The 13,621-nt window shown below is 48.8% G+C and carries 9 protein-coding genes; 8 read left to right on the forward strand and 1 reads right to left on the reverse strand.

Annotated features, from left to right (window positions below; translation table 11 throughout):
• Positions 1-124 precede the first annotated feature (124 nt).
• Complete coding sequence (locus AC50Y3_RS00510; RefSeq protein WP_494816826.1) at positions 125-1,267, forward strand: Gfo/Idh/MocA family protein; 1,143 nt, start codon at positions 125-127, stop codon at positions 1,265-1,267.
• 60 nt (positions 1,268-1,327) lie between these two features.
• Here AC50Y3_RS00510 and AC50Y3_RS00515 read toward each other — a convergent pair whose 3' ends face one another.
• Positions 1,328-3,583, reverse strand: coding sequence for a helix-turn-helix domain-containing protein (locus AC50Y3_RS00515; RefSeq protein WP_494816827.1), 2,256 nt, complete (start codon positions 3,581-3,583; stop codon positions 1,328-1,330).
• A gap of 183 nt (positions 3,584-3,766) precedes the next feature.
• Between AC50Y3_RS00515 and AC50Y3_RS00520 the strand changes: the two genes are divergently transcribed.
• The 7 genes from AC50Y3_RS00520 (at position 3,767) to AC50Y3_RS00550 (ending at position 13,569) form a co-directional block, all read left to right on the forward strand.
• The gene (locus AC50Y3_RS00520; RefSeq protein WP_494816828.1) at positions 3,767-4,735 is read left to right on the forward strand and encodes an ABC transporter permease; all 969 of its coding nucleotides are present in this window, start codon (positions 3,767-3,769) and stop codon (positions 4,733-4,735) included.
• Positions 4,736-4,750: 15 nt separating this feature from the next.
• A complete protein-coding gene (locus tag AC50Y3_RS00525; protein WP_494816829.1) occupies positions 4,751-5,635 on the forward strand; it encodes a carbohydrate ABC transporter permease in 885 nt (294 codons plus the stop codon).
• Positions 5,636-5,690: 55 nt separating this feature from the next.
• The gene (locus AC50Y3_RS00530) at positions 5,691-7,307 is read left to right on the forward strand and encodes an extracellular solute-binding protein (RefSeq protein ID WP_494816830.1); all 1,617 of its coding nucleotides are present in this window, start codon (positions 5,691-5,693) and stop codon (positions 7,305-7,307) included.
• Between the two features lie 74 nt (positions 7,308-7,381).
• Complete coding sequence (locus AC50Y3_RS00535) at positions 7,382-9,130, forward strand: glycoside hydrolase family 35 protein (protein WP_494816831.1); 1,749 nt, start codon at positions 7,382-7,384, stop codon at positions 9,128-9,130.
• Positions 9,131-9,180: 50 nt separating this feature from the next.
• Positions 9,181-10,449, forward strand: a complete 1,269-nt coding sequence (locus AC50Y3_RS00540; RefSeq protein ID WP_494816832.1) for a Gfo/Idh/MocA family oxidoreductase — start codon at positions 9,181-9,183, stop codon at positions 10,447-10,449.
• A gap of 160 nt (positions 10,450-10,609) precedes the next feature.
• Positions 10,610-11,887: an L-cysteine desulfidase family protein gene (locus AC50Y3_RS00545; RefSeq protein ID WP_494816833.1), complete on the forward strand. Its 1,278-nt coding sequence runs from the start codon at positions 10,610-10,612 to the stop codon at positions 11,885-11,887.
• A gap of 350 nt (positions 11,888-12,237) precedes the next feature.
• Positions 12,238-13,569 (forward strand): GGDEF domain-containing protein, encoded by a 1,332-nt coding sequence (locus AC50Y3_RS00550; protein ID WP_494816834.1) that lies wholly within the window; start codon positions 12,238-12,240, stop codon positions 13,567-13,569.
• The last annotated feature ends 52 nt before the right edge of the window (positions 13,570-13,621 follow it).

Genomic DNA, 13,621 nt, shown 5'->3' on the forward strand with positions numbered 1-13,621 from the left:
AGTCGATAATTGACAACTTTATAGCGAAATAGAGTAAATACAACCTATAAAACCTATAGTATCATTCGAATTAGTTAGCGACAATAAACAACTAAGTCATTGATAAATGTGGGGGACGGACGATATGGTGAAGCGTATTGGAATCATCGGTTATGGGCTGAGAGTGAGCGGCTTGTTCGGCAAATTGGATGAACAGGAAACGGGCTGCCGAATCGTCGCCATTGCGGATCCGCGCGAACAAGAGCTTGCGGCGCAAATGGGAGAAGAAGCAAATCACATCGAATGGTACGCAGATGCAGATGATATGCTGAATAACGCCGGACTGGACGGCGTCGCCATTGGAACCCGCTGCAATTTGCATACGGAGATGGCGCTCAAAGTATTAAAGCGCAGCTTGCCGTTATTCCTGGAGAAACCGGTCGCCACGACCTATGAAGATTTATATCGACTGAAAAAAGGGTATGAAGCTTCAGATTCGCAGGTAGTCGTTTCATTTCCTCTGCGCAATACGCCACTCGTGAAGCTGGCCAAGGAAATCATAGATTCGGGCAAAATCGGAACCGTGGAGCATGTGCAGGCTGTGAACAACGTGCCTTACGGCGGCGTCTACTATCATAGCTGGTACCGCGATGAGAGCATTACGGGCGGATTGTTTCTGCAGAAGGCGACACACGATTTCGATTATATTAACTATTTGCTAGGTGCGAATCCGACTGCCGTATCCGCTATGAAATCGAAACAAATCTTCAAAGGCGACAAGCCTGCAGGTCTGATGTGCAAGGATTGCGACGAGAAGCATTCTTGTGAGGAAAGCACGCTTAAGCCGCATAACCGCGCCAGAGGAAGCTATTGCAGCTTTGCGACGGATACCGGCAACGAAGATTCGGGCAGCGCCTTGATTCGATACGAGTCGGGGATGCACGTAACCTACTCGCAAAATTTCTTCGCTAGAAGAGGCGCGCAGCGGCGCGGAGCGCGTTTGTTAGGCTATAAAGGGACGCTCGAATTCGATTGGTATACGGGCGAATTGAAGGTATTCATGCACCATGAGGCGCGAGTGGAAACGCATCAGTTTGACTTGAATGCCATGGATGGACATGGCGGGGGAGATGGCGTCCTGCTGCAAAATTTCTTCCAGATCGTGAACGGTGCACAGCGTTCATCCACCTCGCTCGATGATGGGCTGCTGAGTGCTTTGCTCTGCTTGAAGGCCAATGAGTCCGCGAATACGAATACATTCCAGCAAGTAGCTTGGACGACGAACTAATCCGATAGAAGTCCTATATGCGTGAAGAAGCCTGTCCACTAGGGACAGGCTTCTTGCATGTTAACGCTCCAGAGCAGCAGCATTGCGTCGATACTCCGTTGGCGTGACACCGGAAATTTTCTTGAAGGAGCGATTGAAGGAGCTGAGCGTCGTGTAGCCGACTTCAACCGCGATATCTTGTATTTTCATCTCCGATAGGAGCAGTAAGTCCTTCGCTTTCTTCACGCGCACCTCATTCACGAAATCCACGAAATTCGTACCCATCTTCTCTTTGAAATAGGTAGAGAGATACCCGCTGCTAATATTCAGCTTGCCGGCGATCAAGTCGAGAGACAGCTCCTCGCCGAAATGCGTCTCCGTATAACTGACGGTAAAGCTAATAATCGGATCGCGTTCTTCTTTCTTTAACCGAACTAGCCGACCTGCTTCACTTACAAGCTTCTCAAGATAGCAATCCAGCTCTTCAATGGTATGCTGCAGCTCAATAGGAGGCAGCTTGCCGGATAATTCTTCGCTATCAATTTGCATGCTGTGAAGCACGCGCAGTACTTTGTCTGTTGTCTCCTCGGCGAAGCGATGGAACTTGATCGCGGAAATGTTCCGTTTCTTCATCTTTGCCAGCATTCGGCGGAGCGATTGCAGGGCAAGCTGATCGTTGCCTTCTTGCAGGCTCACATTCAGCTCTTGCTCCAGAATGGTCGTAGGCAGCATCGGCTTCTCGCAATCTTCGCCGGCCTGAGACACGTAGGTCGTATCATCGAATGGCCTCCGTTTCACTAGCCGCAGCACTTCCGCGTAAGCACTCGTCATCTGAGAAGAATGCGGATAATAAGAGCTCACGGCGATGGTACAGAAACTATAGACGTTATCCGTCTCCAGCACCGTCTTAATGTCCGTTAGGACAGCTGTCAGACGGTTGTCATCCTCATCGTTTAAGTAGATGACGGATAAGATTTGATTCGTTTCGATTTGGAAGGTTTGCGCGCCATCCAGCTTGTTTCCGATAGCTTGGATGATATATTCGCGGATGAAGGCAATCGTCCGTTCCTCCTCTTCAGGCATCTCATCCCAGAAGCGTTGTTTGAAATTCATCTGGAAGAGGACAAATCGAAACGGCCTATAGTCCTGCTCCGCAGCCGGCTCCGAATCCTCGTATTCAATCCGAATTCGTTTCAGTACATTCATGAGCGAGTAGTTGCGCAGATGGTTCTTCCTGCTTTCGAGGCTGCGCTGTGCTTCCTGGTTCACCTTGATCATGTGGCCAATATTGGCATGAATCAGCTCAAAGTCATTCGCAGCCCCACGAACAAGCTCCTTATTCTCATTTAAATTTCGAATCGATTCCACGATTTTTCGAACCGGATTATTGAATCGTCTGCTGAAGATGACGGATAAGACCAAGCTGACTACAGAGGTGAGAATGAGCAGCACGATCAAAGTAACCGTGAGCTTCAAGATTTTGCTCGAAACGCTGCTGTCCGGAATGATATTCACATAAGTGAGCCCGGATACTGTGCCTTTCTGATAGAAATAGTAGTAGCCGTGCTGCTTCACCCAGTTTTTCCCTGGCTTTAATTCCGGTAAAGCTTCGTCAAATGCCGGATCGGACGTATAGATCGTATCCCCTTGCGGGCTCAGAATATAGAACGTGTTGTTTATCGATTGATGGTAATTGCGATACAACTGATCCGCATCAATGAAGGCGAGGAACTTAAAATCGGGATACAACTGACTTCGGAACAAGTAAGGAATGACGATACCGGGCTGTGAATCCTGATAAGTCGGCGGCGGACTCGTGAATACAGCGGCCGGATACAGCTTTGACGCGGAACCTGCCGTAGTCAGTTCCTTCTCCCAGAAGTCCGGCGTATAGACGCGGTTCACATAGTGATTGGAGAACATGACATCCAGCGTGCTGCCGCGATACTTGTCCAGTATGTAATGGTGCTTCACGTCGTACATAAATAAATTGTTCAAGTAAATTCTTGGATTCACCGTGATTTGCTCTAAATCATCGATGATATTCCCGGCAGCCAAATAATAAGGCTTCGATTTCTGCAAATCGTTCAGATGATCATTTAAATACATCCCCACGATCACGTTGTCCAACAGCTCGAAGTACTGCTCGAATCCGCTTGTTGTATGCGTCAGATTCGCATCGTTATACGTGATGATCTCGCCGTGAATGCTTTTTCTGAACAAGGTGAGCGAGATCAAATTAAAGGAAACAAATAACAAAATAATCGCCATAAAGCTGAGTAGCATCTTGGTTAAGATCGAACGGGTATTAATCTTCAATTGCAAAATCTGCCTCATGAATAAACCCCTTTTGCCCTGGTCTGATCCTATTTTCGAAAACTGTGCAATTTTACGGAATCCTTGAAATCCGCGCGAAATCGGACATAAATCCGATATTCATCAAGCGGTGACTCTTATAGTATAGCCCTAGGAATGAAAAATCAAGATTCATATATTCAGATGAATAGAGGGGGATCATCATTGAATAACTACACGAATACAGGTACAAACGCGCCTATTACAGTTGTCGCTCGCAAGGAAAGAAAACGTTCCTTCGTGGACAAGCTGTGGAATGAGCGCTACCTGTTCCTGCTGCTCCTCCCGGGACTTTTATACTTTATCATTTATCGGTACGTTCCGATGCTGGGAAACATTATCGCCTTTCAAGACTTCAGTCCGTTTCAAGGCTTCCTGCACAGCGACTGGGTCGGACTCAAGCATTTCAAGAAAATCTTCGAAGATAGCGAAGTAATAAGGGTCATCTGGAACACGTTATATCTTTCTTTCCTGCAAATTGCATTCGCTTTCCCGGTTTCGATTCTACTTGCGATCATGCTAAATGAAGTGCGGAACGAACGATATAAGCGAGTCATTCAATCGCTTGTCTATTTACCGCATTTCTTATCCTGGGTCGTTGTCATCGGGATTGTAACGACATTCCTGAAGTCAGAGGGCATTATCAATCAGCTCATTCAAATGGCTTTCGGCGTCGACCCGATTCCGTTTCTGACGTCGGCGCATTGGTTTATGCCGATCATTGTGCTGGAGGTCATCTGGAAAGAGTCCGGCTGGGGGACGATTATTTTTCTCGCAGCTTTGGCGGGAGTTAACCCGCATCTGTATGAAGCGGCTGTCGTCGACGGCGCAAGCCGAATGCGGCAAATCTGGCATATCACATTGCCTTCGATTCGAAGCACGATCATTATTTTGCTGATCCTAAGGCTCGGCAGCGTGCTTGATGTGGGCTTTGAACAAATTTTCCTCATGCTGAACCCGCTCAACAAGGAGATCGGCGATGTACTCGATACATTCGTGTATTACAAAGGGATCGAGAACTCGGATTTCAGCTTTGCAACGGCAGTTGGGCTGTTTAAGTCGCTCGTCGGGTTGATTCTCATTGTCGGAGCCAACAAATTATCCAAAAAATTCGGAGAAGAAGGTATCTACTAAGGAGGCGGTGGAGCAGTGGTTAGAACTCATTCCATTACGGAAAAATTAGCGAATGCCCTTAACGTGATCTTGCTTGCCGCAGTCGGGCTCGCGATGCTGTTCCCGTTCTATTACATGATTGCAACCTCGTTTACTTCGGTTTCGGAGAGCGCTGCCAAGCAGTTCATTCTGTTTCCGGAGAAATGGGTCGTCGATGCTTATCAATACATTTTCCACTCGAAGGTGTTCGTCCGCGCGCTCATCGTAACCATCTGCGTTACGGTAGTGGGAACATTGTTCAGCCTATGGCTCACCTCGATGATGGCTTATGCGCTCTCGCGGAAGATTACAGGTCAGAAATTTTTTCTCTTCCTCGTATTGTTTACTTTCGTCTTCGGAGCGGGTATTATTCCGTCCTATATGGTTGTTAAAGAAACGCATTTGCTCGACACCTACTGGGCGCTTATTATTCCCGGGGCCATCAATTCCTTTAATTTGATCGTGCTCAGACAGTTCTTCCTTGGCATTCCTCAGGATCTAACGGAGGCCTCGGTGCTCGACGGCGCCAATGATTTGCAAATTTTCTCGCGGATCATTCTTCCGCTGTCCAAACCCGCGCTGGCTGCATTCGGACTTTTCTATGCGGTTACCAGCTGGAACACCTATTTTACGGCACTTATTTATATCAGCGATCCAAGCAAGTGGACGATCCAGGTTATATTGCGGCAGATCGTGATTCTGAGCCAACGGCTCGATTCGCTCTCGGATGGACAGCAAGCCGCACTGGCGAATGCTTCTCCTCCGGCTGAAACGATTGGCATGGCGGCCATTCTCGTCGCAACCATCCCGATTCTTGCGCTTTACCCGTTCCTGCAAAAGCATTTTGCGAAAGGGGTGATGCTCGGTTCCGTGAAAGGCTAGCTTTCATGTAAGTGAGTATCATCGATGTGCCCAACATAAAGAGGAGGTCGAAAGTATGCGTAGCAAACTAGTTTCATCTGTTCTTGTAGTTGCATTATCAGGCTCCATTCTTGCAGCATGTTCATCCGGAAATGAGGATACCAACACAAATACATCCTCTAACGCGGGTACAACAAACAATGGGGCGAAGGCGGAAGCAGACCCGCATGCAGAGAAATTTACGATTGATTGGTTCGACGGCACTTGGGAAGATCCGGTTCCATCCGGGAACAGCGAAGCCGTACAGAAAATTAACGAGAAATTCAATGTGGATTTTAAACCGCAATATATTCCTTTCGATACTTACGAAGAGAAGCTTGCTGTGAAAATGGCCTCCGGTGACATCCCGGATGTGATTGGCATGGAAGAAGTAAACGCCAATTATACCAAATGGGCGAAGCAAGGCGCATTCTTGCCGCTCGACGAGTTCTTGCAGCAGTATGAATCGACCAAGGCCGTGCCCGATTATTCCTGGGACTCTTTGAAAGTAGGAGGAAAAGTGTATGGCATTCCAACCTACTTCTCCTCTAAAGGCGGCAAAAAGCCGATCATTCGCAAGGACTGGCTGGATAAGCTGGGTCTGAAAATGCCAACGAATTATGAAGAGCTGAAGAAGGTTGCAATCGCCTTTACCAAAGACGATCCGGACGGCAACGGCAAAGCCGATACGATCGGATTAGGTCTGGCTAAGGGTATCTATTACGATCCTTCGTTCGGAGCGTATTACGGCAATGCGGTTTGGTATCACAAAAACGCCGGCGGGCAGCTGATTCCGGGCATTATCGCAGACGGCAATAAAGAGAAAGTCACTTTCCTTGCCGATCTGCAAAAAGAGGGCATCCTGCAAGCGGACTGGGCAGTAACGGCTTACAAGGATATTTTCAAAGCGTTTAATGCGGGGAAAGTCGGCATTTGGTATGAACAGCCCGGAAACAGCGGAAACAACGGCGTATTGTTCGACGTGCTGAAACAAAACGCTCCGACTGCAGTAGTGGAGCCGATTCCGCCGTTCAAAGCGCCGGATGGTTCAGAAGGACTCACCATCAACGGCAGCTGGTACCGCATGTATATGATCTCGGCGAAATTGAAGGATCAGCCGGAGAAAGTGAAACGCATTCTTGAAATGATTGATTACTTCCACAAACCGGTAACGTTCGAAGAGCGTAACCCGAAAAACGAATACTTCGACTGGCTCTACGGCGGAGAAGGAAAAGGCTACCAAATGGTGGACGGCGTGGCGCAGCCAATCGCCGAGAATCGCTCGAACGTCGCTCCGGGTGCTTACATCACCGAAGGCGGATGGTTCATGAACGACGAAGATTTGTTCACGTTTGCCAAGATCGCCAAGACGCCTGAGGATCAGAAGTTCCAACAAACGTTAGCCGACAGGCTGCATATCATGAAGTTTTACGTAAATCCGACAAGCCGGATCATCTCGCCGCTGCTGATGGAGAAGAGCGGAGAGCTGCAGACGTATATTACGGATGAAACGACGAAGATGATCTTCGGTGAAAGACCGCTTAGCGACTGGGACAAAATGGTCGAGGAGTACATGGCCAAAGGCGGAAAAGAAATGATCGACGAGGTAAACAAAGAATTAGAAGCTAACCATGTCCAAGGCGAGTGGAAGTAAGAAATTCGATCATCGACAGCCCGTGCCTATATGGTTCGGGCTGTCACACCATTTTCGCATAAAGGGGTATATGTATGCCGGTATTAACGACAAGCAAACAGCAATTCTTGCTCGATGGCGAGCCACTGCGCATCCTGTCGGGGGCTATTCACTATTTTCGAGTGGTGCCGGAATATTGGAAGGACCGTCTCTTGAAACTGAAAGAAGGCGGCTTCAATACAGTAGAGACCTACGTGGCTTGGAATATTCATGAGCCCAAAGAAGGACAGTTCGTGTTCGAGGGCATTGCAGATCTCGTGCGATTCATTACGATTGCTGGTGAGCTGGGCTTGCATGTCATCGTACGCCCGAGTCCTTATATTTGTGCAGAGTGGGAGTTTGGCGGGCTGCCGGCTTGGCTGCTTGCTGATCCGGGCATGCGTCTGCGCTGCTATCATCAGCCATTTCTAGATAAAGTAGATGCGTATTACGACGTATTGCTGCCTAAGCTTGTACCGCTTCTCTCGACCAATGGCGGTCCGATTATTGCCATGCAAATTGAGAACGAATACGGCAGCTACGGGAATGACAAGAAGTACTTGAAGTATTTGGAGCAAGGGTTGAAGGATAGAGACATTGACGTGCTGCTGTTCACTTCCGATGGACCGGGCGATTTCTACCTGCAGGGCGGAATGGTCGATGGTGTTCTCGAAACGGTCAACTTCGGTTCACGCGCGCAAGAGGCTTTTGCTAAATTAAGCGAGTATCAGCAAGATCAGCCGCTTATGTGCATGGAATTCTGGAATGGCTGGTTCGACCATTGGGGCGAGCAGCATCATACGCGCGATTCGGATGATGCAGCACGCGTGCTCGATGAGATGCTGGCTGCCGGCGCTTCCGTGAATGCTTATATGTATCATGGCGGTACGAACTTTGGCTTCTATAACGGCGCGAACTTCGGTGAGGAGAAACATCAACCGACGATTACTAGCTATGATTATGACGTGGCGATCAGTGAGTCCGGCGATCTGACGGACAAATTCTATAAATTCCGCGAGGTTATTTCGAAATATATTGAGCTTGGTCCTCTAAACCTACCAGAGCCAATCAAGAAGAAAGCTTATGGCAGCGTAATCCTAACAGAGCAGGCTCCACTCTTCTCGTCATTAGACTCGCTTTCTGTTCCGGTAGAACGTACATGCCCCGAAACGATGGAGCAGCTTGGACAGGATTACGGCTTCATTCTGTATTCGACTCGCGTGATCGGGCCGATTACGGCTTCCCGTCTCAATTTGCAGGATGTGCATGACCGCGCACTTATTTTCTTGAACGGACAATACATGGGTACAATCGAACGTAATAACAAAAACCATGATGTGCTGCTCGATATCCCGGCAGAAGGCGCGACGCTTGATATTCTGGTCGAGAATATGGGCCGCATTAATTATGGTCCGTATATGAAAGATCCGAAGGGCATTACGGAAGGCGTTCGGCTTGGCCAGCAATTTCTGTACCATTGGACCATTCGTCCGCTGCCGCTCGATGACTTACAGAAGCTTGTTTATCAAGAGAGCAGCGTGAAGCAAGAGCAGCCGACGTTCTATAAAGGTTCTTTCCAAGTCGATGAACTGGCGGATACGTTCCTCGCACTTAGCGGCTGGACGAAAGGCGTTGTTTATGTGAATGGCTTTAATCTCGGCCGTTACTGGGAGATTGGACCGCAGCAGACGTTGTATATTCCGGCGCCGCTGCTTCGCGAAGGCGAGAATGAATTGGTTGTTTTCGAGCTGCATGGCTGCGAAGAGCCTGTCGTCAGACTGCAGGACAGCGCGGTGTTGGGGTAGCGAGTAGTGAATAGCAAAGACAATTCTATGAACCAAATGGGGGAGACAACATGGCTCAACTTACTGCCATACTAATTGGGGCAGGTGCAAGGGGAGCTGGCAGCTACGCTCCTTTTGCCCTTGATTATCCGCATGAATTGAAATTCGTTGCGGTAGCCGAGCCGGATTCGAATCGACGGGAGAAGTTTGCTCAGCAGCATCATATTCCGGACGCGATGTGTTTTGAATCCTGGGAGCAGCTGCTGGCGAATCCGAAGCTTGCTGATATCGCCGTCATTTGCACGATGGACCGGATGCATTTTCACCCAACCGTACAGGCCTTAACTAACAAATACCATGTTCTGCTGGAGAAGCCGATGTCCCCGGACCCGCTTGAGTGTCTGCAAATGGAACAGGCGGCTCGCGAGAATAACTGTTTGTTATCGATCTGCCATGTACTGCGGTATACACCGTTCTGGAGCAAGATTAAGCAAATTCTGAGCGAGGGACATATCGGCGATATCGTATCGATCCAGCTCAATGAGAATGTGGGCTATTGGCATATCGCGCATAGCTTCGTCAGAGGGAATTGGAACAATTCCGATACGTCCAGCCCGATGATATTAGCAAAATCATGCCATGACATGGATGTGCTGTCCTGGTTGATGGATCAGCCATGCGTGCGTGTGAATTCCTACGGATCGCTTATGCACTTCAATGATGCGAATGCACCGGAAGGGTCCGCCGATCGTTGTCTCGATTGTGCGGTTGAAACGACTTGTCCTTATTCCGCGCCTCGTTTCTATTTAAGCGAGCAATTTAAAGGCTGGGCCAGACATTTTACACCGGAGCTTACGAAAGAGAATATCGTCCAAGGCTTGCGCGAAACCAATTACGGCCGCTGCGTCTACAAGAGCGACAATAACGTGGTCGATCATCAAGTCGTTGGCATGGAGTTTGCGAACGGCGCAACTGCGATGTTTAGCATGTGCGGCTTTACGTTCGAGCAGGAACGCAGAATTCAAATTATGGGTACACGCGGCGAGCTGCGCGGGGATGATGATAAGATCACCTTATTTGATTTCCTGACGCATCAAAAAACCGAAATTACGATCCCATCGCAATCAAGCGGACATGGCGGCGGCGATGCCGGTATCGTCAGAAGTTTCCTGACCGATGTGCGGAACTATCACGGACAAGAGACTTTAACATCGGCAGTCGCATCTGTACGCAGCCATCTGATGGCATTCGCTGCCGAAGAGTCTCGCTTGAACGGCGGTAAATCGATTGAGTTAACCGCCTATGCGGAAGAATTGATGCAGCATCGTGCAACGATATAAACGGAGGGACTGCTTAGCGATAAGCGGTCTCTCTTTTTAATTCTGATAAAAGGTTAAAACTTACTTGGGAATATGATTGATTCAGAGGAGCAAACTATAGTATATTTTTAGAATTATGCGAAGGTGTACGGTGCCTTTAGGTGTTCTAGGAGGACATAAGTTGGAGAAGCACAATTTCATTCAAATCTTGCAAAATGAGCTCGTTGTCGCGCTTGGCTGTACGGAACCGGTGGCAATCGCCTTAGCTGCGGCAAAAGCTAAAACTTATCTGCGTGATCAGCTTGTGAAAATCGAAGTCAAAGCGAGTGCGGGTATCATCAAGAATGCATTGGCTGTCGGAATACCCGGTACGGAGCTGACTGGCATTGATTTTGTCGCTGCTTTAGGTGCATTGGCAGGTAACGCCGATAAGCAGCTGGAAGTTCTCGCCGATATTACTCCCGAAGATATCGCAATGGCTCAAGCCATGGTGGAGCAAGGTACTGCAGTGTTTCATCTCGCAGACACGCCTCACAAACTCTATATAGAGGTCGTCGCGGAAACAGCAGCCAGCTACGCGAAGGTTGTGATTACGGACAATCACACGAATATTACGCTTATTGAGGTGGATGGCAAGGTCGTCGAATCGGGCGGATGCGCAAATGTTAGCTTTAAGAGTTCCAAGGAGGAACGCGGCGAGCTGTCTATAGATGCGATCGTGGATTTCGTGAATGCGATTGATCCGCAAGAACTTCATCTCGTCAAGCAAAGCATTGAGTTGAACCGTAAGGCCGGGTTAGACGGGTTAGCCAATTCCTATGGTCTTGAAGTTGGGAAGACGATTAAAGAAAACGTGCAGAAAGGGATTCTGTCCGACGATTTAATCTCTCACGCGATGGCGCTTGCCGCAGCGGGATCGGATGCGCGTATGGCGGGATCGACGATGCCGGTTATGGCGAATTCCGGCAGCGGCAATCAAGGCATTGCAGCGACGAATCCGGTTATTGCAGCCGCAGAGAAGCTGGGCGTATCGGAGGAGAAGCTGATACGCGCAGTTGCGCTGAGCCATTTAGTTACGATCTATATCAAATCGAAATTTGGCCGTTTATCCGCGTTATGCGGCGTCACGGTATCCGGTACAGGCGCAAGCTGCGGCATTACCTACTTGCTTGGCGGAGGTAAATCGGAGATCAAAGGCGCGATCCAGAACATGCTCGGCAATGTAACCGGGATGATGTGCGACGGTGCTAAAGGCGGCTGCGCGATGAAAGTAGCCACTTGCACAAGCGCGGCCGTTCAATCGGCGCTTCTGGCGTCGAAAGGGATGACCATCTCCTCGACGAATGGCTTTATCGAGAATGATGCGGAGAGAACGATCGATAACTTCTGCCGGATCGGAAATGAAGCGACCTCGGATATCGATACGCTTATACTCGATATGATGCTGAATAAGGAATAAGGACGAAATCCGCCTGCTTGGCGGATTTTCGTATGTTTAGGTCAACCAGAATATATAATCCCATATTTCTAACGAACCGAACGGGTCTTATTGCATCAAAAAGCAGCGATATGAAATTCTAACGAACCGTACAGGCGCTATTAAGCTAAAAGCTTGTGCATTTCAGTCTATTTCAACTCAATAAAGCCTCTGTGGTTCGTTAGATTAATTGAGGAGCCCTTTTCGACCCAATAAGACCTCTACGGTTCGTTAGAGTAATGAGGTCTCCAAATGGCGAGGTCATCCGATTCATGCTATCATCATTTAAAGACAGCTTATCGTTAATGTCTTTTAAAGTTGGAGGTCAAACTATGCAGAGTACTGCAACGTCGGCGAAAGGGATATCGATCGGCATTATTGGACCGGCCGGATTAGTTGCCCGGATCGTAAAGGTTATGAAAGCCTTCCCGTCTTTTCGGCCAATCCCGCTGCCCTACGAGATCGAAGACGAGGCGCCTCGAATAGCAGAAGAGATCGAGGATGATGTTGAAGTGCTTCTTGTTTCCGGCCCTATACCGTACAACAGAATTCGCGAACAAACCAATTTGAAGGTGGCGCTTCATTACATACCGCTTACGGATACCGGATTTTATCGCGCGCTCTCGCGATTGAAGAATTCGCTTGGACCTGATAAAGAGCTCCGAGTGTCTATGGATACGTTAGGCAAACAGATGGTGACCAAATCCTTGAATGAGATCAATGAAACGAGAATCATTGCGCTCCACTACAACGGACATCTGGATTCATCCCGCGAAGCATTAGTTAATTTTCATAAAGAGTTATTTGAATCAGGTGATTGTGATGCCGCGATGACAGCCGATGAGTCTGTCGCATCGGGATTAACGGAGCTGGGCATCCCCAATGAGTGGGTCATTCCGACGGACCAGAATATTACAGTTGCGCTGGAGCGGGCGCTGCTGTCGACGGAAACGCGTCAAAGCAGGGAAGCTCAAATTGTAGTTGGTTTAGTAAATTTAGACCATTTTGAGAAAAGGATCCATACGCACACTTCTGAACACGAGGTGCAGAAGTTCAAGCTCGAGATCCACCGGATGCTGCTTGATTATGTAGAGTCCTTGGCCGGTTATCTGACTCATCTCGGCGGCGATGAATATTTGTTTATTACGACAAGGGGCATATTCGAGAGGGTCACCGGAGGCTACAAAACCATTCCGCTTGGCCGGAGCGTCTATAACAAATTCGGCATTTCCTTGAGCATTGGAATGGGTTTCGGGCGCTCCGCCAATGAAGCAGGCACGCATGCCAGAATCGCCTTGCGCAAGTCGAAAGAAGCCGGTGGCGACACCTGCTTTATTGTCGGCGAAGACAAAGCGTTAATCGGTCCGCTTGCGATGGCGGATCCGCTCGAAGTCGCATTGTCTTTGACAGATACAGAGCTGATTAAGAAAGCAGAGGATGCGGGCATGACCTCCGTTTACTTAAGTAAGCTGATGGCGCAGGTGGCCCGCACCGGAAAAACGGACTACATGGTACATGAGCTGGCTGCGATATTGGACATAACAGTCAGGAGCGCGCATCGGCTTCTATTGCAGTGGATTGATCATGATTTGGTCGTCATTGCAGGCGTGGAGAAGGTGCCAAGAGGAAGACCGCGTCAAATTTTTCGGCTTGTTTTTCTTTAAAAGAAATAGACCATCCTCTCCGTCTCTAAGACAGGAGGATGGTCCCTTTTCC

The sequence above is a fragment of the Paenibacillus sp. J22R98 genome, from assembly GCF_059383835.1.